At 41.8% G+C, this 21,937-nt stretch carries 26 protein-coding genes and 1 other RNA gene; 7 read left to right on the forward strand and 20 right to left on the reverse strand.

Annotated features, from left to right (window positions below):
- Window positions 1-129: 129 nt before the first annotated feature.
- The 10 genes from JOD17_RS11965 to JOD17_RS12010 all read right to left on the reverse strand — a co-directional run bounded on the left by JOD17_RS11965 (window position 130) and on the right by JOD17_RS12010 (window position 9,620).
- Complete coding sequence (locus tag JOD17_RS11965) at window positions 130-543, reverse strand: CoA-binding protein (RefSeq protein WP_042414088.1); 414 nt, start codon at window positions 541-543, stop codon at window positions 130-132.
- A gap of 385 nt (window positions 544-928) precedes the next feature.
- On the reverse strand, window positions 929-2,053 hold the full coding sequence (locus tag JOD17_RS11970; protein ID WP_204698004.1) for a THUMP domain-containing class I SAM-dependent RNA methyltransferase: 1,125 nt from the start codon (window positions 2,051-2,053) through the stop codon (window positions 929-931).
- Window positions 2,054-2,155: 102 nt separating this feature from the next.
- Window positions 2,156-2,525, reverse strand: an RNA gene (gene rnpB, locus JOD17_RS11975) — RNase P RNA component class B.
- Window positions 2,526-2,585: 60 nt separating this feature from the next.
- On the reverse strand, window positions 2,586-2,990 hold the full coding sequence (locus tag JOD17_RS11980) for a reverse transcriptase-like protein (protein WP_204698006.1): 405 nt from the start codon (window positions 2,988-2,990) through the stop codon (window positions 2,586-2,588).
- Window positions 2,983-3,336 (reverse strand): cell division regulator GpsB, encoded by a 354-nt coding sequence (gene gpsB, locus JOD17_RS11985; protein ID WP_042360022.1) that lies wholly within the window; start codon window positions 3,334-3,336, stop codon window positions 2,983-2,985. Before gpsB ends, JOD17_RS11980 begins: the two co-directional genes overlap by 8 nt.
- A 170-nt stretch (window positions 3,337-3,506) precedes the next feature.
- Window positions 3,507-3,896 carry a CotD family spore coat protein gene (locus tag JOD17_RS11990; RefSeq protein ID WP_239575491.1) on the reverse strand — a complete coding sequence of 130 codons (390 nt, stop codon included), beginning with the start codon at window positions 3,894-3,896 and terminating at the stop codon, window positions 3,507-3,509.
- Between the two features lie 162 nt (window positions 3,897-4,058).
- Window positions 4,059-5,327 (reverse strand): ribonuclease H-like domain-containing protein, encoded by a 1,269-nt coding sequence (locus JOD17_RS11995; RefSeq protein WP_204698008.1) that lies wholly within the window; start codon window positions 5,325-5,327, stop codon window positions 4,059-4,061.
- Entirely contained in the window at window positions 5,300-7,558 is a 2,259-nt protein-coding gene (locus JOD17_RS12000) for a DEAD/DEAH box helicase (RefSeq protein ID WP_204698009.1), read from the reverse strand. Before JOD17_RS12000 ends, JOD17_RS11995 begins: the two co-directional genes overlap by 28 nt.
- A gap of 54 nt (window positions 7,559-7,612) precedes the next feature.
- A complete protein-coding gene (gene pabB, locus JOD17_RS12005; RefSeq protein WP_204698010.1) occupies window positions 7,613-9,358 on the reverse strand; it encodes an aminodeoxychorismate synthase component I in 1,746 nt (581 codons plus the stop codon).
- A 91-nt stretch (window positions 9,359-9,449) separates the two neighbouring features.
- A complete protein-coding gene (locus JOD17_RS12010) occupies window positions 9,450-9,620 on the reverse strand; it encodes a hypothetical protein (protein WP_193745426.1) in 171 nt (56 codons plus the stop codon).
- Window positions 9,621-9,945: 325 nt separating this feature from the next.
- Between JOD17_RS12010 and kynU the strand changes: the two genes are divergently transcribed.
- From kynU to JOD17_RS12030, 4 genes are all read left to right on the forward strand, one after another.
- Window positions 9,946-11,220, forward strand: a complete 1,275-nt coding sequence (gene kynU / locus JOD17_RS12015) for a kynureninase (protein ID WP_204698011.1) — start codon at window positions 9,946-9,948, stop codon at window positions 11,218-11,220.
- A complete protein-coding gene (kynB, locus tag JOD17_RS12020) occupies window positions 11,217-11,861 on the forward strand; it encodes an arylformamidase (RefSeq protein WP_204698012.1) in 645 nt (214 codons plus the stop codon). The genes kynU and kynB overlap by 4 nt, the downstream gene beginning before the upstream one ends.
- Window positions 11,851-12,699 carry a tryptophan 2,3-dioxygenase gene (gene kynA / locus JOD17_RS12025; RefSeq protein ID WP_204698013.1) on the forward strand — a complete coding sequence of 283 codons (849 nt, stop codon included), beginning with the start codon at window positions 11,851-11,853 and terminating at the stop codon, window positions 12,697-12,699. Before kynB ends, kynA begins: the two co-directional genes overlap by 11 nt.
- An 82-nt stretch (window positions 12,700-12,781) precedes the next feature.
- On the forward strand, window positions 12,782-13,744 hold the full coding sequence (locus JOD17_RS12030) for an MBL fold metallo-hydrolase (protein WP_204698014.1): 963 nt from the start codon (window positions 12,782-12,784) through the stop codon (window positions 13,742-13,744).
- Here the strand turns inward: JOD17_RS12030 and recQ are convergent.
- Window positions 13,707-15,506: a DNA helicase RecQ gene (gene recQ, locus JOD17_RS12035; RefSeq protein ID WP_204698016.1), complete on the reverse strand. Its 1,800-nt coding sequence runs from the start codon at window positions 15,504-15,506 to the stop codon at window positions 13,707-13,709. The genes JOD17_RS12030 and recQ overlap by 38 nt on opposite strands.
- A gap of 128 nt (window positions 15,507-15,634) precedes the next feature.
- On the opposite strand from recQ, the gene JOD17_RS12040 reads away from it, so the two are divergent.
- Entirely contained in the window at window positions 15,635-16,477 is an 843-nt protein-coding gene (locus JOD17_RS12040) for an SDR family oxidoreductase (RefSeq protein WP_204698018.1), read from the forward strand.
- Between the two features lie 11 nt (window positions 16,478-16,488).
- Here JOD17_RS12040 and JOD17_RS21555 read toward each other — a convergent pair whose 3' ends face one another.
- The 7 genes from JOD17_RS21555 to JOD17_RS12070 form a co-directional block, all read right to left on the reverse strand.
- Window positions 16,489-16,623, reverse strand: coding sequence for a hypothetical protein (locus JOD17_RS21555; RefSeq protein WP_275581801.1), 135 nt, complete (start codon window positions 16,621-16,623; stop codon window positions 16,489-16,491).
- Between the two features lie 32 nt (window positions 16,624-16,655).
- On the reverse strand, window positions 16,656-16,937 hold the full coding sequence (locus tag JOD17_RS12045; RefSeq protein ID WP_204698019.1) for a hypothetical protein: 282 nt from the start codon (window positions 16,935-16,937) through the stop codon (window positions 16,656-16,658).
- Window positions 16,938-16,972: 35 nt separating this feature from the next.
- On the reverse strand, window positions 16,973-17,362 hold the full coding sequence (locus JOD17_RS12050) for a hypothetical protein (protein WP_204698020.1): 390 nt from the start codon (window positions 17,360-17,362) through the stop codon (window positions 16,973-16,975).
- Between the two features lie 98 nt (window positions 17,363-17,460).
- Window positions 17,461-17,658 carry a hypothetical protein gene (locus tag JOD17_RS12055; RefSeq protein WP_204698021.1) on the reverse strand — a complete coding sequence of 66 codons (198 nt, stop codon included), beginning with the start codon at window positions 17,656-17,658 and terminating at the stop codon, window positions 17,461-17,463.
- A gap of 27 nt (window positions 17,659-17,685) precedes the next feature.
- A complete protein-coding gene (locus JOD17_RS12060) occupies window positions 17,686-17,952 on the reverse strand; it encodes a DNA-binding protein (RefSeq protein ID WP_204698022.1) in 267 nt (88 codons plus the stop codon).
- 116 nt (window positions 17,953-18,068) lie between these two features.
- On the reverse strand, window positions 18,069-18,224 hold the full coding sequence (locus tag JOD17_RS12065; protein WP_204698023.1) for a hypothetical protein: 156 nt from the start codon (window positions 18,222-18,224) through the stop codon (window positions 18,069-18,071).
- Window positions 18,221-18,559: a hypothetical protein gene (locus JOD17_RS12070; protein WP_204698024.1), complete on the reverse strand. Its 339-nt coding sequence runs from the start codon at window positions 18,557-18,559 to the stop codon at window positions 18,221-18,223. The genes JOD17_RS12065 and JOD17_RS12070 overlap by 4 nt, the downstream gene beginning before the upstream one ends.
- A 154-nt stretch (window positions 18,560-18,713) precedes the next feature.
- Here JOD17_RS12070 and JOD17_RS12075 point away from each other — a divergent pair, with 154 nt between their 5' ends.
- Window positions 18,714-19,235, forward strand: a complete 522-nt coding sequence (locus JOD17_RS12075; protein WP_204698026.1) for a TetR/AcrR family transcriptional regulator — start codon at window positions 18,714-18,716, stop codon at window positions 19,233-19,235.
- Between the two features lie 79 nt (window positions 19,236-19,314).
- Complete coding sequence (locus tag JOD17_RS12080) at window positions 19,315-20,433, forward strand: MFS transporter (RefSeq protein ID WP_239575493.1); 1,119 nt, start codon at window positions 19,315-19,317, stop codon at window positions 20,431-20,433.
- 52 nt (window positions 20,434-20,485) lie between these two features.
- On the opposite strand, the gene JOD17_RS12085 is transcribed toward JOD17_RS12080, so the two are convergent.
- Both JOD17_RS12085 and JOD17_RS12090 read right to left on the reverse strand, forming a co-directional pair.
- On the reverse strand, window positions 20,486-21,652 hold the full coding sequence (locus tag JOD17_RS12085) for a UxaA family hydrolase (RefSeq protein WP_204698028.1): 1,167 nt from the start codon (window positions 21,650-21,652) through the stop codon (window positions 20,486-20,488).
- Window positions 21,618-21,935, reverse strand: coding sequence for a UxaA family hydrolase (locus tag JOD17_RS12090; protein ID WP_204698030.1), 318 nt, complete (start codon window positions 21,933-21,935; stop codon window positions 21,618-21,620). The genes JOD17_RS12085 and JOD17_RS12090 overlap by 35 nt, the downstream gene beginning before the upstream one ends.
- Between the last annotated feature and the right edge of the window lie 2 nt (window positions 21,936-21,937).

Genomic DNA, 21,937 nt, shown 5'->3' on the forward strand with positions numbered 1-21,937 from the left:
TATACTTTTCACCAAAAAAATCGTCATTGGAACCAATTCAAAGACCATAAGAGAAAGCCTTGGTTCACAGAACCAAGGCTTTCTCGACAATCTGACCCCCTTCTTTGAAAGAAGGGGGTTTTTCTATTTCTATGTGGTGATGCTATGCTCTACTTTAATACATCGATCCATAATAACGGTCATACCAGCATCTTCCGCAATTGTTGCACCTTCATCGCTCACAACGTTCAGTTGAGTCCAAAATACTTTAGCATTCGTTTTTGCTGCCTCTTTCGCTAAATCAACAACAAACTCACTGCGTCGGAACACATTGACAATATCAATAGGACCTTCGACTTCAGACAATGAAGAAACAGCTTTAACGCCTAACGCCTCATCAATCATTGGATTTACAGGAATAATTTCGTATCCTGCATCTTGCATCGCTTGAGACACACTATTAGACGTACGGTAAGGATCATCAGACAAGCCGACGACCGCAATGCGTTTTGCTTTCGTTAGAATCTTACCAATCTCTTCTCTTGAAGGGTTTTGGAAACTCACGATTTTACTTCCTCCTTACTTCGTTACGTAATCAATTCATTCCATGTTTAGTAGTTCTCTAAAATCTTATCATACTAAACGTTGACGTGCGGCTCTCTTGCATTCAAAAAAGCCATAAGAAAAACTGCTGAACGTTCAGCAGTTTATACGTCGATAGAAAACGTAGTCATGAGCTCGTTGATATGCGACATGGGCCGCACTCATTGCATTATTTACGTTTGCCTGTTGTTCAGTCGTTAAATTTACATAAGTGAGTGAATCCTTTGTAGAAGTAATTGCCGATTGTATTTGTTTGAGCTCAAGATAATTGTATTCAGTTTTGAACACGTCCATGCCTCCTTAAAAAAACATATCGTTAGTATACGCACTTTTAAGGAGAAATATGCTATTTGCGCTTTGCCCAGAACTGATAATAATCCGTCTTGATGTTCCCGTTATACAATTTACGCTTCTTTGTAGCCTTTTCGCCATAAGCTTCTTCAAATTGTTCATTCGCAGTAATGACATAAACCGACCAGAATGGGAAGTGATCTTGCACGACATCACCGAGTTGCGTATAAATACGCTTGACTGTCTTCTCGTCTTCTAATCTCGTACCATATGGTGGATTTGCAACGAGAATGCCTCGTTCAGCTGGAGCTTTAAGGTCTTGTACAGCATTTCGCTCAAACTGTATCTCTGGTACATGAGCAAGTTTCGCATTCTCTCTTGAAAGCTCAATTAGCTCACGGTCATGATCTGAACCGTAAATTTGAATCTCTCGGTCAACTATTTTTGCTTTTGCTCGTTCACGAGCTTCTGCCCAAAGGTTTTCATCAATCCAAGGCCATTGCTCAGATTCGAAGTTACGATACAAGCCAGGGGCGATATTCTTAGCCATTAAGGCCGCTTCAATTGGAATCGTGCCAGAACCACAGAAGGGATCTAAAAATGGCTCATCGTAGCGCCAGTTCGTTAGTGAAATTAGTGCAGCAGCAAGCGTTTCCTTTAGTGGAGCACGATTGTGTAATCGACGATAGCCACGCTTATGAAGACCGTCGCCTGACGTATCGATTGTAAGCGTTGCTTTGTCCTTTAAAAGGGCAACTTCTAATTGGAATTTCGGCCCATCTTCTTTGAACCATTCTTGATTGTATGTTTCTTTCAATCGTTCAACGACGGCCTTTTTCACGATCCGTTGACAATCTGAAATACTAAATAACGTCGATTTCACCGAACGACCGTCGACTGGGAACTCCCCGTATACAGGAATGAAATCTTCCCATGGAAGAGCTTTCGTTTTCTCAAACAGTTCATCAAAGGTAAATGCATCGAATTCACCAACGACAAGCTTGATGCGGTCAGAAGTACGTACCCATAGGTTTGCCTCGATCATTGATTCAATTGGCCCGTCCCACATAACCTTGCCGTTTTCAACTGTTGTTTTATATCCTAATGCTTTAATTTCTTTTGCGACAATGCTTTCAAGTCCCATCGTTGCGGTTGCAATGAATGTGTACGTCTCACTCATTCATACCCCTACTTTCTTTTATCAGTTCGTCTACGATTATACTGAGTTTCATGCATAAAGTAAAAAAACCCCGAAAACGGGGTCCTCTAGAGGCTGGAAACCTTCTATAAGCCATGTTCTGTATCGACGTGCTAAGGCTATTGACCTCACACGACGACGGCAATCATCTATCTGCGATACATTCGCCTCTTTCGTATGTTTCCACCGAAAAAGTGCCCCTACCATATTTTGGGTTACTCACTCGTGGGGTTTACCTCGTTCCACTCTTCTCGTTTCCGAGAAGCTACGTCACTGTGGCACGTTACGATGGTTCACCATATCCATTGACTTAGGTGTTCCAAGCGCCGTCAACTTACAAGTAAGCTGCCTTGACTTATTGTTTCGTCAAGCACGAACACTACATCCAGTTAAGGTTGTGTGAGCATGGACTTTCCTCACCGATTCTAAAGAAACGGCGCGATTGCCCGAAGAGTTCCAGCATATGCGCAAGCTGTATTATAACGTGGAATAGTCTTTTCTGCAACGTTAAGTGTTAAATTTGTTTATGAATGCCTTGTTTTGCAAGATGGTCTGCTTCTTTATTCTTACTAGAGCTTACCCAACTAACAAAAAACAAATCAAACTCTGCGCTTTCAAGTAAAACGTCATGTAATAACGGGCGATAGGTTGCATTTTGAACCTTGCCTTTATTAACAGATTGGTCTACAAGTTGGGAATCTGTAAAAAAACGCCCCTCGCGATATCCTTTCGCGTGGGCAAATGCGATTCCTTCTTTTAGCGCAATAAATTCGGCTGCGTGAATATGGGTCGAAGTAATTCGTTTTGAAATTCGCTCTACTTCTCCAGATGGATGTTTCAAAAAAACCCCAATGCCACAAGCACCAGGATCCCCAGCACAAGCAGCATCAACATACACGTGTACGACTCTGTTACTCACTTAACTTCTTCCCAAACACTTCTTTTTCAAGGTTTGATAGTCTTTTGAGGATATCGTAATTGGTCGTACCCACTTGAGTAGCTGAATGCGTCTCTACAGATGCTTGTGCACGTTCAGGTTGCTGCGGAGCAGCGCTTCGTTGACGTTGAACTTGCGGCGTTGATTGCATCTTCTTAAGCTGCTCAATCTCCTTCTCAAGCTTCGTCACGTGCTCTTGAAACAATTCATAATCCTGAATAACAAAATCGAGAAACTGGTCAACCTCTTCTTTATTGTAGCCTTTCATGCTCGTCTTAAATTCTTTGTCAAGAATCTTCTTTGCATCTAATTGTGCATTTACTGACATCGGCTTCACCTCACACTCATAATCTCTTCCATCGTATAGCAATATTTTTTCAGATCGTTGTGGAAAAGTCAATTTCAAGCGTGAGAATCACCTCCAACTACCTAAAAAAGTACCGACACTAATGTGTCGGTACTTTCGCCTAAATGGTTGTCCTTACAGACAGCTAGCCATTACCAAGGGCGATGACCGCAGCCTTTTCCGTGCTTCCCATGATGACCACCGTGACCACCGTATCCGCCGAAACCGTTGTTGTTCATCATCTGTCCGCCAAATGCACCGTTTCCAGGTCCACAGTCGAATTGCTCTGTTTCACACTTATAAACGTTATCTGTTGTATGAGGGTGGCTATGAACATGCTTGTATACGTCTTTGTGCACGTGCGTGTGGTGCGATGGGTGTACCTCTGGAATAATATACTCTTGGTCACTAAATGACGTGCTGTTTTTTGATGGGTGAACAACCGCAGGTAACACGATTGGTTGGTTTCCATTTCCATTTCCGTTACAGCCATGATTTTGCATATGGTGGTGATGGCCACACCCTTTGTGATGATGTCTCATGTTAACTCCTCCTTGATTGTAAGTTCACTACTACAATATGTAAAAGAGGAGGCGAGCGATATCGTGCAAGTACCTATTTTATTAGGATTGGGCAAATCCATGTCGAATTTACGTAGCAGACACGTAAGAAAATGGCGGATTTTGCGCTTCCCCGGGAAATAATTAGTCGCCTGCATTTCCTATTTTCCGAATTAAGCGCTCTGATCGATGCAACCACTTTTCTCGCTCACGATCGTTCAGCGCGTTCTTTTGCATCACACGTTCACAAAGAGCAAGCGCTTTGTGATAATTACGTAACTCGTGCTCATAGTAAATCACAACGGCTTCTGCGGCCTCTGTATGCATGTTGCCCTCATTACTTTCGAGCAACTGAAGAAATAAAGAGTGACTCTCTGTAGCGTTTCCAGTTTTCTTTAGAAGTGATGCGAGTTCAAACAGCGATAAACGGTAAAACTCATTCGCCTCATTTGTCATTTCACGAAATCCATGAATGGCATCATCCACATAACCTAAATGCTTCCACCAACGAGCAACTTCATATCGCTCACCGTTTGAAAACCCACCTGACAGCACCCGATCAGATAATTCCACGTAAAGTTGAAATAACGAAACAATGTCTTGCTCGTTGTGTTCGAATACTCCTTTTACATAATCGGGATCATTTTCCGTCATATAATCTTGATAAAGCATTGGAGCGAGGTAACCGGGTGTATCTTCTGTACGTTTTAAATTCAAGATGTCTTGTTCGACTTGCGATAAACGGCAAGACTCTAAATCGTGTTTGAATAACCTTCTTGCGGCATGCAACAAATCAAAGTGACCAAAGTCAGGAAGTTTTGGCAGCTGTTCACGTAATAACGTATGCCTCGTCTTCACTTGTGGCCAATCAAATGCTTTTCCATTGTATGTGACGAGCGCATCAAGGTTGTGAACTTGTTGTAAAAAGTACGTGTAAAACGCAAGCTCATGTTCAGGGCCCGGCAAGAAATATTGATCAACAATCACTTCTTGATCGACAATTCTTCCAGTCCCAATCATGAAAATCATATTCCCAGCCCCGTGGCTAAGCCCCGTCGTTTCCGTATCGAAAAACAATAAATCCGTCGGACGAGTCGTTTCATTAGGAGCGAGCGGATGAGCATCGGCTCCTTTTAAACGCCATTGATCAAATGTTTGTTGTAACGCACCGTGTTCTTTGAATACATCGTTCAATTTGTATCGTCTCGTTCGATGGACAATGATGCCTTCGTCTAAATGAACGACTTTGCTGTCGAAAGCTTCCCATGCTTTTGTTTGCGTAAACTCAGGGCTTGGTTCTTCCGTTTTTACCGGAACATCCATCACCTCACGCGTCTCAAGGTGAGGCTGCATTCGTTTTAGTTTTTTCTTAAAGTCCATCTCGATCACCGACCCAAAAGCGATTGAACCCATCGCATCACGTCTTGTTTTAAACCTTCTTCTGAACCTTCACCAATACAAGATGGGCATCCATCTTCGCATGGACACTGCGCCATCATTTGCTGTGAACGCTCAAGCAGTTCGGCTTTACGACCATACAGCTTTTCGGCAAGCCCAATTCCACCAGGGTAATGATCATATAAGAAGATGGCAGATTTCTCCGAGTGATCGGCTTTTATTTGCACAGCTGTGTGCAAGTCATTGCGATCACTCATCGTCATAACAGCACCGATATGGTGCATTAAATGACTAAGTGAAACGAGCATTTTCTCAAAACGATTACGCCCGTAAAATAACAGGTCCGCCTCTTCAAAATCAAGCCACATTCCAGCCGTATGAAGCTCTTCTTGCGGCAAATGAATTGGACCTGATCCGATGTTTTCATATGTTGACAACTTCATTTTTTTGAAGATTGACGGCATAATTGTGACTGCCACATCCCCAAACGAAGCACTATACTTCTTCTCATCCGCTGTATGATCTGCTTCAATGACGAACAACTTCACGTTTAAGTTCGCGTCGGTAAAATATTCCACGTCGACAGCTTTAACGTAAGCTTTCTTCTCTTCCCAATCCAATTGTTCGACTTGGAACTGTTGCCCTTGATGTAAGTAAATCGCCTCTTCATGAAGTAACGTCATCGCACTAAACCGGTCCATTTCTCCAATTACTCTTGTCTTTGCAGTCTCAGATTGGTCAATAATGACGACGTTTTCTTGCGATGCTGAACGCAGGCTAATGTTGTGAGCAGGAAATGCTTGACTCATCCAATACCATTTGTCTTTTCGTAAATGCACGATCTGCTGATCTGAGAGATACCCCATTATGTCATTAATATCGATGCCACCAAACGTATCCGTCACTTTAAATGGTAATTCATAAGCTGCACATTTCGCGTGATCCATTAGGATCATCACGTTGTTCGGTTCAATTCGAGCTTCTTCTGCTTCACTGCTGAGTACATAATCGGGTTCATTCATCACATATTGATCCATCGGTGCCGAACCAGCGACTAAAATAACGAGCGATTCATCTTGTCTACGCCCTGCTCGTCCAGCTTGTTGCCATAAACTTGAGATGGAACCTGGATAGCCTGTTAATACACACACTTGTAATTGACCAATATCCATTCCTAGCTCAAGCGCATTTGTACTAATGACCCCACGCACCTCTCCGCTTCGCAAGCCTTTTTCGATGGCGCGTCGTTCACTTGGTAAATAGCCGCCTCGATATGCTCGAATTGAAGCTGGACCATACTCCTTGTTCATCATCGACTGCAAATCACTGTAAATGACTTCAACACGCACTCGACTTTTCGCAAAAACGATTAATTGCGCATTCGCTTCAAGCACTTGCCTTGCAATCGTTCGCACTTCTTTGGAAGCACTTTGACGGATGTTTAATGATGGATTTACAACAGGAGGATTATAAAAAGCAAGGTGCTTCTTCCCGCTAGGCGCACCATTGTTATTGATAAGTGAAAAGGACTGTTCAGTTAACTGTTCTGCCAGTTCTTTAGGGTTACGAATTGTTGCTGATGTGCAAATGAACTGTGGTTCACTTCCGTAATACCGAGCCAAGCGGACTAATCGCCGAATCACATTTGCAACATGGCTACCAAACACACCGCGGTACATGTGCAATTCGTCGATCACGATGTATCGTAGCTTTTCAAACAGGGATACCCACTTCGTATGATGAGGCAAAATTGAAGAATGCAACATATCCGGATTTGTCATGACAACGTGTCCTGCTTGTCGAATTTTTTGTCGAATAGCAGGGGCGGTATCCCCATCATACGTGTAGCTATTTACATTTAATCCTGATGATTCAATCCACTCTGCCAGTTCACTTTTTTGGTCTTGGGCCAAAGCCTTTGTTGGAAATAAATAAAGCGCTCTTGCGTCCGGCTCTTGTGCGATCGTTTGTAAGACCGGCAAGTTATAACAGAGCGTTTTACCAGATGCTGTTGGTGTTACCGTAACAATGTTCTCTCCATGAAACACATTGTCGTAAGCGGAACGTTGGTGCGTATAAAGCTGATCAATTCCACGCTTAACAAACACATCACGTAAGCGTCGATCAAGAGATGTGGGCATTGCAGCATAATGCGCTTTTCGTTCCGGGATTGTATGCCAATGAGCAATGTGCTCGTTTTGTCTTAAATCATGAATAAATTGTTGGAGGTTCGGTTTATCAAACATCTGACGACGCCCCCTTTCATGCAAAGTATATCATATAAGAACGTATGTTTGATTTCAATTTATAAATTGAACATGAACCCATTCTCGTACGCTGTTAATTAACCAAACGCGATCTGCACATTGCACATCTTCTTTCGTTAAGATTTTCTCTGTAATTATGCCTTCGCGTAGAAGCTGCTCTCGAAAAACTCCTGGTAAAAGACCTGATTCAACTGGGGGTGTCAGCCAATTCCCATCACGTTCAATGACCAGATTACCGATGGTAAATTCAGTAACCTCATCTCTTTCATTAAACAGAAGTACATCAAACACATTTGGATGTTCGTTTTTATGCTGCTCGTAAAGCCCTCTCGCTGTCGTCTTTATTGTTAAAAATGGGTTGGTAGATTCAACTGGATATGTGGCCATTTGTACCGGTTGTGGTCGTTCCATCGGTTCAATCCGTTGAGACGTAACCGTGATTTTTGAGCCTAACACAACTCGGAGCTTATACAGCGACTCACTTGGCAGCTTTTCGATTTCTTTAGTGACTTGGTAGCGGATGTTGTTTTCATCGAAGGCTATGCCGAGTTTCATTGCTGAATCATGTAGCCTTCGTAAGTGCAGGTCCATATGCTTCGTCCGCCCATTTCGTACACCGATGCTTTCTAAAAGCTCCACATTCGAACGGTGATCAGTAACAATTTTTGCTTTTAGCAACGCTTCTTCATATTCACCAGCTGTCGTTGAGTCCCACGTCACCCCGCCACCAATTCCGTACGTAATGTGGTCATCGTTAACAGTCGCAGTTCGAATCGCTACGTTAAAACATGCATCACCTGTTGGAGAAAAGTAACCGATTGATCCACAATAGATCCCGCGAGTAGATGATTCTAACTGAGAAATAATTTTCATCGTTTCTTTCTTAGGAGCACCAGTAATCGATCCACAAGGAAACAGAGATCGTAACACTTTTGCTGCCGTTGTTTGATCATCGGTTTGTGCGGTAATTGTAGATGTCATTTGCCATACGGTTGGATACGGTTCAACTGTAAAAAGTTCATCAACAGAAACAGAGCCAATCTCTGCGAATTCTCCTAGATCATTTCGCAGCAGATCTACGATCATGACATTTTCTGCTTGATCTTTTTCAGATGTGTGTAGCTGTTGTTTTAATTGCTCATCTTCGTCTTTCGTCACTCCCCGACGAATTGTTCCTTTCATCGGCTTGGTCGTTAGTTTTGTACCTTCTTTTTTGAAGAATAGCTCTGGAGATAACGAGAGGATTTGTCGTTTACCATCATGAACGTACGCACTGTAAGGTGCTCGTTGTTTCGTTTTTAGTACCTCATAATAAGAATATGCTGAACCAAGAAAGGGACTACGTAATCGCATCGTGTAGTTCACTTGATACGTGTTACCTAGAGCAATATGATCTTTCACCTTCGCGATGGCTTGTGTATACACCGCGCGCGAGCTTTCTTGTTCCCACCCCGTGACGTGATACGGTTCGTTTGTTGTTTCAGCCTGTTGGTATAACTTCGGTTTATCATAAATACCAAACCAAATTAATGGATCTGATTCGTCACGCACAAGATCGTTAATAGGCAGTTCCTTACCTAAGTAAGCGCCGGCTTCATAGGTTATATATCCAGCGGCATAATAGCCGTTATTCGTCCAGTTTTCGATTTCTTGTAGGCATGTCAAAACTTCAGTACCTTCTGTTGTTGACACGATCGCTACAGGATTAGTAAATCGCATCGTTTGCTCGTGTTCTTCGGTGAACTCTATTTTCACCATATGGTGCTGATCATTTGTCACAGTACTTCATCCTTACTCCATGAATTCCTTGCTCCATTTTAAGCGATTTATCGTTTTACGTATAGAAAAAGACGCTTCGTGGTTCGAAGCGTCAGGAAGATTGCTTATGTTTTTCAACGATGGTGTAAGGTCGCTGGACATTTAGACGTTCATGAAACAACTTGTGAACCCCTTCGTCATCCATAGTTTCTAGAAATTTCTTTGGAACGCCGCACAAATCAGCCAACAGACAAATCATCTCTGACTTAGAAAACTTTGCCATGGTCTCGTCCCCCTAAAAATATACACCGCCTAATCTAATCATACGCATAAGACAAAAAAACATTCTACAAAGTGTTGAATATTTTCTGAAATCAATTCCGCAATTTAACATGTATTCATTTCGGCACATCACCGAGATAATGCGTTAATGTTATGAACAGAAATCTTTTGCTCGTAATTGTAGTTTGTCTTCACGTTAACTTACAAGGCTTTAGCTTAGGTAAGATACTCTTTACTCCTCAAGTTCTGGTGTTTTTTGCAATGTTCTCTAGCATTCCGTTTAAAATCATACTACGATAATAATATCAAGAAAGGATGAAGTAGCTATGACAGCATTCACGTTACAGGATGCGAAAAATCGCGATCGCCAAGATTCTGTCGGATCAAAACGCGATTTGTTCTATATTGATGATTCTAAAGTATATATGGACGGAAATTCTCTAGGTCTGCTTTCTCGTCCTGCTGAACAAAAAGTATTAGAACTGTTAGAAAGTTGGAAAACCTATGCGATTGATGGGTGGACATCTGGAGATCATCCTTGGTTTTATTTAAGCGAGAAACTCGGTCGCGATACCGCCCCATTAGTTGGCGCAAAACCTGAGGAAGTCATTGTTACCGGTTCAACAACGGTAAATTTACATCAACTTGTTGCGAGTTTCTTTCAACCTAAAAACAATCGTACTAAAATTCTGGCGGATCAGTTAAATTTCCCAAGTGACATTTACGCACTGCAAAGTCAGCTAAAAATAAAAGGACTTGATCCTTCAGGACACCTCGTTCAAGTAAACTCTAAAGACGGTCTGACACTCGCGACAGAAGACTTAATTCAAGCGATGACCGATGAGATTGCGCTAATCGTATTACCTTCTGTTCTCTACCGAAGTGGTCAAGTGCTTGATATGGAAGCATTAACGAAAGCTGCGCATGCACGTGGAATCTTTATTGGATTTGATTTGTGTCATTCGATCGGTGCCACTGTGCATCAGCTTCACGATTGGGGCGTAGATTTTGCTTTTTGGTGTAACTACAAATACGTAAATGCCGGTCCAGGAAGTACTGGTGGATTGTTCGTTCATGAAAAGCATTTTGGAACGAAACCTGGACTTGCGGGCTGGTTTGCATCGGATAAATCGAAGCAGTTTGATATGAATCATGAACCTGTCTTTTCCGAATATGCAGGCGCTTTTCAAATCGGAACACCACACATTTTAAGTACAGCTCCATTGATCGCTAGCCTTGAAATGTTTAATGAAGTAGGCATAGCATCTCTTCGAGAACGATCTTTACGTATGACCGATTACTTTATGGACTTGATTGATCATGAATTGGCGAACGATCACTTCTCGATAAGTAATCCAAGGGATGCAAAGTCCCGAGGCGGCCACCTTTATCTTGAGCACGAAGAAGCCGTACGAATTGCAAAAGCATTAAAAGCTGAAGGAATCATTCCAGATTTACGTCCTCCAAATGGGATCCGTCTTGCTCCGGTGCCGCTTTATAATACGTACGAAGATATTTTTATTACTGTGCAGCGGTTAAAAGAAATTATGAGCGAGTGTAAATATGAGCGATTCAGTTCAACGAGGGAGGTCGTTTCTTGAAAATTATCGACATTAGTCAACCGTTTTCAAATTCCATCGCCCACTGGCCAGGTGACACTGCGTTTCGTTATGAAACGGTCTACACGAAAGCAGAAACCGGCTCCGTTAATATCGGAAAAATCGAAACGAGCCTCCATAGCGGAACGCACGTAGATGCCCCATTTCATGTCGATAATGATGGGAGGACAATCGATCAACTTCCTCTTGAACCTTTCATTGGCAATGCGGTGGTGATTGACGTTTCAAACGAGAAAACGATTCACCCTTCTGCTTTTGAGAACATCGATGCACGTCGAGTGTTACTAAAAACAAATACACCGAACAATCATGAACACTTCCCCACTGCCGTTGCAACGCTAACAATAGAAGCCGTTCAGACGCTCTCAAAGCAAGGAGTCAAGCTAATCGGCGTTGATGTCCCTTCCGTTGATGCATTGGATAGCAAAGATATGGCAATTCATCATGAGATCCATAAGTACAGAATGTTTATTTTAGAAAACATTATGTTGGATCATGTTCAGGCTGGGAACTATTTCCTTTCTGCATTACCATTACACTTGCATGGTGCCGATGGGTCACCTGTGCGAGCAGTTTTAATGCAAGACAATCACGAAATCAAGGAGGAAACGCATGAATTCTAAAAAACATCCAAAGGCATTTGAAAACGAATCGTCCATTCATACAGACTTCAAAGAGAACATGACGTATAGTGATTATTTATCCCTCGATTCAATTTTATCGAGTCAACAACGTCTGTCTAATCACCATGACGAAATGCTGTTTATCGTTATTCATCAAGTCAGTGAATTATGGATGAAGTTGATTATTCATGAACTAAAAGCCGCAACGACAGCTATCTCGAATGGTGAGTTATCTTCCGCATTTAAAATGCTCGCACGAGTTTCAAAGATTCAATCACAAATTATTCAAGGCTGGGACGTGTTAGCGACACTTACACCTTCTGAATACATTGAGTTTCGCGATTCGCTTGGAAAGGCGTCAGGGTTTCAATCGTATCAATACCGTTTAATTGAATTTGCACTCGGGTACAAAACGAAGCACAGTTTAGAGATTTATAAGCAGGACGAAGCGATTTATGAGCAACTGCAAGAGGCATTATTAGCTCCGAGCATTTATGATGCGTCGATTGCAGCGCTTCATAAGGCAGGCTTTTCAATTGACCAAGACGTTCTTGAACGAGATCTCACTAAACCATATGAAACTAATGAAAGTGTGAAACTTGCTTGGAAAAATGTCTATGAGAATGTTGATGAACATTGGGAGTTGTATGAGCTAGCAGAAAAACTCGTGGATATTGAAGACTGGTTTCAACAATGGCGCTTTCGTCATATGAAGACTGTCGAACGCATTATTGGTTTTAAGCAAGGAACGGGTGGATCGTCTGGAGTTAGTTACTTAAAACGAGTAATTGACCATTATTTTTTCCCAGAACTTTGGGCAATCCGCACATTATTGTGAGCAAAAGGGGATTCTTCATTGGATCCCCTTTCCATTCGTCAGTATAATATAGATATAGAGATTAGATAGGGGGACATCGGAGATGGAAACAATCAATACGTTGAAAATTGGATCAATTGAAGTCATACCAGGTGAAAACGGCAGCCGAGTGCCCTTTTCAACGACGGTTGCAGTGATCGATGATCAAAAACGAGCAACGCTCATCGATGCTGGAGCTGGAAAACGAGCATTCCAATACATAAACGAACAGTATGAAGTGGAAGACATTCTACTTACGCACTTTCATATCGACCACACATGGGGTATTCCATACTTTAAAGATGCGAATGTAAAAGTGAACTGGTTGGATCATAAGAAAATGGTATCAATTGAAGAATTAATGAAAACGGGCGGTAATTATGCGATCTACGGGGCTTCCGGAATTGAAGCGATGATTGAAACGCCTGATGTAAAACGGTTTGAAAAGATCATCGACCGGCAAAAGTACGTGTACCCTTACGATGAAACGTTCAACGTATCTGGTACACGAGTAGAAATGATCCACACACCAGGTCACTGTGAGAGCTTTTGCTGTCCTTACTTTCCTGATGAAGGGGTTATTGTTGTTGGGGACTATGACCTTACATCATTTGGTCCTTGGTACAACAATGCCGACTCAAACATCGATGAGATGCTTGAGTCGGCGGAAAAAACGCTTGCAGTCAATGCTGAACACTTTGTTACGCTTCATCATAAAGGGGTCTTTACGAGAAAAGATTACGAAGAGCAGCTCGAAGATTACATGAACATTATTTTCAAACGCGAAAAAAAGCTAAAACAACTCATTGATGACGGCGTACCGACAACAAACATTCATTATCAAGAGCTGTTTTACCGTCGCAAGAATTTGGACCAAGCGCCTTCACTCATTGGATTTGAAAAAATCGGCATTGCAAAGCACCTAGAACGACTGCAAAACCTTTATCCGATCTATAAAGAGTACTATGAACAATTTGTTCAAGAAGAGTTTAAAGCACCGGAGTTTGTTCATTACTCCCACCGTTAGCTTCAGCTCGTAGTACATGCAGGAACGCTTCTCCGTATACGTCGTACTTGTGTTCACCGACACCTTTGACTTGAAGCATTTGTTGCTTCGTTTCAGGCTTTTGAGAACTCATTTCTCGTAACGTTTGGTCTGAGAAAACCATGTATGGTGCAACTTCATGTTCTTTCGCTAATTGCGTGCGGATCTGCCGCAGTTGCTGGAATAACGGATCATCATTTGAAACGGCTCTTTCTGTGAGGACCGTTTCTTTTTTGAGGATCTTTTCTTCACCTCGTAGAACTGCACCCGATAAATCAGTTAATGCAACGACAGGAAACTGTCCATCTCCGCTCGATAAATAACGATGGGCAATTAAAAAATCGATAAATGCGACTACATCTTTTTGCTTCTTGCCTTTCATAATTCCGTAAGTCGTAATTCGATCCAACTTAAAGTCTCGGATTTTCTGATTGGCAGAACCTGTTAACACTTGGGCGACGATCGTTTTCCCGTAGCGTTCTCTCATTCGTCTCACACATGAGAGTACCATTTGTCCGTCGCGTGTCACATCAACGACTTGTCGATCGTCTTTGCAATGTAAGCAGCGACCACAATCTGAGGCCTGTTCATCACCAAAGTAATCAAGAATATAACGCTCGAGACATTGCTCGGTGTGACAGTAATTGACCATCGATCTCAATTTCTGAAACTCTGCTTTTTTACGTTCTTCGCTATATTGCGTTTGTTCAAGAAGGAACTGTTGTACTTGAATGTCTTGAGAGGAGAACAATAAAATGCACTCACTCATCTCGCCATCTCGCCCTGCTCGTCCAGCTTCTTGGTAGTAAGCTTCCATCGTCCTTGGCATTTGTGCATGGATAATGTAACGGACGTTACTTTTGTTAATCCCCATACCAAAGGCATTTGTTGCAACAATCACACTTACTTCATCGTAAACGAAGTCTTCTTGATGACGCGCACGCTCTTCGCTCGACATCCCACCATGATAAATGCCAGCAGAAATGAATTTCTTTTTAAGCATGTTCTGAATGCGTTCAGCTTCCTTACGGGTACTAGTATAAATAATCCCTGACTCTTCTTTGTTCTGTTTTATATAATCAACGATAAATCGATCTGTGTCTTGTCCTTTATGAACAGAAAAAATAAGATTCTCACGAGCAAAGCCCGTTTTTATTAAGCGCTCTGATGGAATGGACAGTAACTCACAAACGTCTTCAGCCACTTCAGGAGTCGCCGTCGCCGTCAAAGCAAGCACAACCGGCCGCTCTTCAAACCGATGAATAAATGTCGGAATGTCTAAGTAACTTGGTCTAAAGTCATGTCCCCATTGAGAAAGACAATGGGCCTCGTCCACTGCAATCACATCTACTTTTGTATATTGAATCACCTGTTGGAATGTTGAACTAAGGAGACGTTCAGGTGCCACATAGAGTAATCGATATTCTCCTGCGTACAATCGTTGTATTCTTGCATTTGTCTCTTCATGAGAAAGTGTACTGTTAATATATGTTGCACGAATTCCATTTTCTTGGAGTTCATCGACTTGGTCTTTCATAAGAGAAATTAATGGAGAAATGACAATTGTAATTCCGTCATTCATCAATGACGGAAGTTGATAGCAAATGGATTTCCCGCCACCTGTAGGCATGATTCCCATAACATCTTGACCTTGTAACACATGAGTAAGAATCTTCTCTTGTCCTGGTCGGAACGTTTCGTACCCGAAGTAACTATGTAATAGTTGTCTTGCTTTTTCTAACATGAAGTTCATGCCTCCCAAAATGCTACTTCTTTCATCATAAGGTAGCCATCACGTAAATCGCAACCGTTGTTTCAAGAATGGACGAATAAGGGAATAGTTCGTTATTGATTACTAAAAGGAGGAGTATAATGCGCAGCCCAACGGTCATTGTTACTGGTGCCAATTCAGGCATCGGCAAAGCTACAGCAAAAGCGTTAGCGTCAAAAGGAGCGAATGTCGTACTTGCGTGTCGAAACGAACGAAAAGGACAAATTGCAAAACAAGAACTACTAGCACAAGTTCCTTATGGTAACTTTACAGTTTTGAAATGCGATCTTAACGATTTAAAACAACTTCATGAATTTGTTGAAGAGTTTAAGAAAAGATTTGATTCACTTGATATTCTTATCAATAATGCTGGTGTTGTTACATTAAAGAATGAAGTAACTGCTCAAGGATTCGAGAAAATGCTTGGCGTCAATCATCTTGGCCACTTTTATTTAACCGAGCAGTTATTGCCACTAATACAACGTAGTAACCGAGGACGGATTATAATCTTATCGTCTGGGGCGTACAAATGGGGAGATTTCGATGAGAGTAATGCGAACTTAACGGAAGAATTCTCGATTGCTAAAGCCTATGGCAGGTCTAAATTAGCTAACCTTTGGTACGTCCACGCACTAAGTGAGCGTCTAAAACATTCCCACATAAACGTCATGGCGGTACACCCTGGTGCAGTTAGTACCTCTCTCGGTGTGGATCGTAGCAACGGATTTGGTGAAGGGATTCACCGGATGTTACGTCCATTTTTCCTGAGCGCAGAAAAGGGTGCAAGGACGAGTGTTTCCCTCGCATTGCGAGATGATGTCGTAAACGGTGGTTATTATTATAAAGGTAAGATCAAAGCGGTTGATGGCATTGCAAAAGACCTTGAGCGAGCAAAGCATTTGGAACGTTGGAGTTACGAGGCGATTGAGCAAGCGTTAAGCTAAACCGGAATGGTTTAGCTTTTCTTCAGCGCTTTTATAAGTAAAACAATGAGCACAATAATTCCTAGAATGAGAGCAATTACGATCAAAAATGCAAACAATGAATATAGTATGGATCCCATTTCCATTCCTTCTGATAAAATCTCCATTCGAACACCCTTTAATACAAGTTATTATACGATCACGCATCTGCTTGATACTTTTGAAAGATGAGTGTGGCAAACAATGAGAGTAAACCGATTGTAAATAGAACAACGCCAACGTTCGCTATGGAACGCACAAAGTTCTCCGTCACAAAGGCATAGTCTGCGCTTGGGGCAGAACCACCCGCTTGAAATCGTAACCAATAATCACCTAAAAACGTGCCAAACCGTCCACTTTGAAAGATGATCACACTTCCGAAAACTACGAGTAAGCTTCCTCTAATAAAAACATACTGACAGAAATCCTTTTTCTTTTTCAAGAGATCACCACGATGTTTGTTTCAAGATAAAATCGTTAAAAACCAATGGCTTGCCGCTTAGAATGAGCAGGAAAATAAATATGCACATCTTGTTCGTTTTGATTTCGTACGACTTCCGAACTGAAATACTTTACCTTTCGGCATTCTTGACTATTCGTCAATTCATTACGCAAAACATAATAACTATCAAAATGTCCGTCTTCAACTTGGGTGATAATATCATCAACGATCTGTTCGAAATAGGTTACTTGATTGACGTGACGATAAACAAAAGCAAATAAATGCTCAAGATCGTGGAAATGGAAGCGGTCTTTACGAAACGTACTCGCTGTACGAAGTGCAAAGCGGATACCGCCCGCCAACTCACGATCTTTAGATAATTCACAATTAACAGTCCCCAATAAATGTAAAGCATTTACGTTCATAGACCCATCCCCTTTTTCGGTCCTCCTAGCACTATAGTTATTTTATCATGTATTTTTGGTTAATTGTAATTTTTTAAATAATTAATTTAATAAGAAGCTTATGCGTCACTAAGCGGTCTTTTTCTATTGCTACGTCGCTCTTTAATCTCCGTGTCTATGAGATGAATAAAGGAAGCCATTACAAATAAGAATCCAAGGTTTACGACTCTATGTAGCCAATAAGCGCCATTAAAAGAATCCATGACGACGTGGATAACAAATGCCATACATACAAAGTACACTAGAATAGACTTCAACGAATCACCTCCATTTTTCATAATCGTTTACTTAGTATTCGTTGCGTACCATTTTTGAAACTTCGTTAATGGATAATACGTTTTACCATTAATGATGACTTTTGGAGCAGTTGGATTATCATTTAATAACTCATTCATGGCAGCTTCATTCAAATGAAAGTACCGATGCAAATGAGCCCGTTCAATTAATTCTTGTTGGTCACTAAAAGATTTCTTACTTTTGAAACTTTTCCACCCGCTCGCTATGAAAAAAGCTAGCAATAATAAACCCACAATAATACCGATAGCATTCATTTTAACGTGCCCCTTCACTTTCTAACCCGAATGATCTAGTTTCACTTTATCACGAAACCCCATGTGGGGACAGTCCCCCATCGCTTTACTGTATGAACGTACAATTCAGTTTTGACTTAGTCATACCCTCCAGTTGCTTCGGGTAAGATTTGGTATTCGCTTCTTGGTTCAATCATTTCCTGGTGAATGGTCTCAACAAGTTCTGCCAGTCGTTCTTCTGATGCCCCACACATTGCATGGATCCATTCTCTTTCAATTACCTCTCCATTCACCGCATCGTTAAATGATTTTCATCGTACGGGTGTACACATGTCGTTGTACTAACGTAGCGCGGTGTGTTCAAGATATCAACGCTTCTCATTTGTTCATAAATCACATTCATTTCCTCGTTCGTTAATGCCAACTCCGTCGTCACGTCACCGCCTTCGGCAAGATCTTTTGTATACGTCCCTTCATACGTATTGATTTCATTCGCACCCGTAATTCCATACCACAACGAAAAATCGAAATCCTCAGGTATTTCTTCTGGTAACGTAGTGATCGTCTCTGAAGTGACTTCAGGTATTTCTTCTTCATTGTTCGCACCACATGCAGTTAATAACAACACTACGATAAAGCCGCACATTAAATGTCGAATCGCTTCTCACCGTCCTTTTATAAAACAAGTCGCTCTAACGCATTAAGGGTTACACATTGTTTGTGTTTAGTGAATAAGTATGTTAAAAATATAATGATCGTTCTATTTATCAGGAGGCGATACGATGAGTAAGAAAAAACAAGATTTAGTCGATCACGCAGAGTCGCTGTTTTACAACCACGGTATTCATGCGATTGGGCTAAAGCGAATCGTTACAGAAGCAAATGTCGCGTTAATGACGATGTACAATCACTTTGAATCAAAAGAAGATCTTGTTCTAGAAGTGTTAAAACAACGGGAAGACCGTTACTTCGATTTATTACGTTCCCACGTAAACACTTCAGACAATCAAGCACTCGCCATTGCACGAGCGCACAGTGAATGGTTACGATCGTCACGTCAGAATGGTTGCATGTTTTTGCGAGCAAAAGAAGAGTATTCCGACCCAACCCATCCAATTAACACGTATGTGGTCGCTCATAAAGAAGCGTTACTTGCTTTTGTCAAAAAAGAGAATTTCAATCATGAAGACGCCATGCGCCTCGTACTATTACTCGAAGGTGCGACTTCTTTAGCAGAAGTCGTAGATGTCGATGAAGTCGCAACCCAACTCCAATCAATGGTCACAACTACAATCGGAGAGTAAGTTAACGACTCTTTACGTTAGCTTACTTTTTTTACAACCCTATAATATAATGATCGTTCTATATAAAGGAGTTCCCATAATGAAAATTATTCTACCTGGTATCGCGATGATTGCCGTCGTTTATGCCTTTGCTCGTTTTAGTTTTGGCTTGTTTTTACCAAACATCACGTCTTCAATCGGAATCACTGAAAGTCAGGCAGGCATTGCAAGTTCAGCAGCTTACTTTTCTTACACTCTTGCACTCCTATTCTCCTCACTTTCACTTAAGGAGTTCGGGCAACTGCACGTCATTCAATTCGCAGGGCTAAGCGCAGTGATCGGCTTAGTAGGTATTGCATTTTCTTATAACTTCTACGTATTACTCATGAGTACATTTATCGCAGGTATAGGCAGTGGTCTTGCTTCACCAGCATTTAGTCAGGTGGCGACCACTGCGTTTACAGGACCAATAAAGGATCGCACGAATACGTGGATTAATAGCGGTACAAGTTTCGGACTCGTTTTGTCTGGTCCAATTGCGCTCTTATTTACAGAACAGTGGCGTTTTGCATTTATCTTGTTTGCTATCCTTGCGTTCGCTGTGCTGCTTTGGAACACATTCAGCATTCCAAAAACAGCGACCACAAGTAAAACTTCAACGCAGTCGTTATTTAAGTGGTCAACACTGACTAAAGCTAAACACTTAATCATCGCATCGATTATTATTGGTTTAGGCACAGCAATTTATTGGACCTTTTCTCGTAGTTTCTTAATTGCCGAGCATCAGATGACGACTAACGAGAGCATACTGTTTTGGATTACAATGGGCGCATTTGGAGTGGTTGGTGGGATTGGAGGCATGTTTATTGATAAACTTGGCCTTGCATTCATCTACCGACTAACGCTTTTAGCATTGTCACTTGCGATCGCTATCTTAGCACTACCCTCAACGATCGCGATCTATAGTTCAGCCATTGGTTTTGGAATTACGTATATTCTAATTACCGGTATTTTAATTGTCTGGTCTACACGGCTTTTTTCAGTAGCTGCTGTTGGTGTGAGCCTTGCGTTTCTATCGCTTGGAATCGGGCAATCCATCGGTTCAGCAGTTGCAGGTGAATTGATTGTTCAATCGTCTTATACTATGAGCTTTCTACTCTTTGCTTTAATCACTTTCACTGGATTACTCGTACCGATTAGACGATCGCTTGCTAGTTAAAATCAATAAAGAAATGAGCATTCCTTTTTAAAGGAGATGCTCATTTTTACGATCAAAAAGTTGGACCAATACGCCAAATTCCAAAATCATGTTGCTTAAAAATTTCCGCTTTCGTACGTTTTCCTGATGCAACGGTTGCAATTTCTTGCATCAGCCTTTCACCCGCTTCTTCTATCGTTTCTTTCCCTTCAATAATGGTTCCTGTATTCACATCCATGTTATCATTCATTGTTTCAAACATTAATGAATTTGTAGAAATTTTAATCACTGGTGCGATTGGCGAGCCAGTTGGTGTTCCTCTACCACTTGTAAATAAAACAAGTTGCGCTCCTCCTGCTGTCATGCCTGTAAGCTGCTCAATATCATGACCTGGAGTATCCATCCAAACTAAGCCTTTTTCAGATGGGCGTTCTGCATAACTTACGAGCTCATTAAGACGAGAGGATCCAGCTTTTGCTGCTGCTCCAAGTGACTTTTCTTCAAGGGTTGTGAGTCCTCCTTTTCGATTTCCAGGACTCGGGTTACCTGTACGAATATCGACACCCATACTGAATGCACGATTTTCCATTGCTTCAATCACTTCATATACTCTTTTTGCAACATGATCATCTTTTGCACGTTCAGCAAGTAAATGCTCGGCACCAATTAACTCCGTTGTTTCTGCTAAGATCGACGTTCCTCCACTTTGTGCAATTCGATCACTCACATATCCAACTGCTGGATTAGCAGAAAGCCCAGAACATGCATCAGAGCCTCCACACTCTGTTCCGACAATTAAATCAGAAAAACGAATAGGCTCTCGCTCAATCATGGATGCATCTTGAACCATTCGGGTGGCGATCTTGGCCGCTTCAGCGGTTGCTTGTAACGTTCCACTATGATCTTGAATCGACACGAGTTCAACCGGTTTGTCTGTTCGTTTTGCAATCTCCTCGGCTACACTTTGCCCTTGATGTGTTTCACAGCCAAGCCCCATCACAACAACACCATACACGTTCGGGTTCAGTCCCATACCTACATACGTTCGAAACGTTTGTTCATAGTCTACCCCTACTTGCGCACACCCATGTTGGTGGACAACAGATACTGTTCCATCTACGAGTTTTGTCACATTCATTGCCGCTTGAGTGGCGCATACAATCGTAGGCAAAATCAATACGTGATTGCGTATTCCAACTGTCCCATCAGTTCTTTTGTATCCGCTTAGTTTGTAATCCATCGTTTACATCTCCCCTTCCACGTTTTCCATCAACGTTATGAACATGCACATGCTCACCTGCTTGGATGTCACATGAAGCGACTCCGATAATTTCTCCGTACTTTATAATATCTGTACCTTGTTTAATTTCGACGATCGCAAACTTATGTCCAAATTCAATACCATCTACAGAAAGAATCGTGACATCATCGAAACCATCAACTAAAACAGTGTCAGAAGCATTTAACGTAGTAATCGCTGTAGCGACGTTATCAATTGGTCTCATTATGACGTGTGTCCGCATCG

It is taken from the genome of Geomicrobium sediminis, from assembly GCF_016908595.1.
GTDB lineage: Bacteria > Bacillota > Bacilli > Bacillales > Marinococcaceae > Geomicrobium_A > Geomicrobium_A sediminis.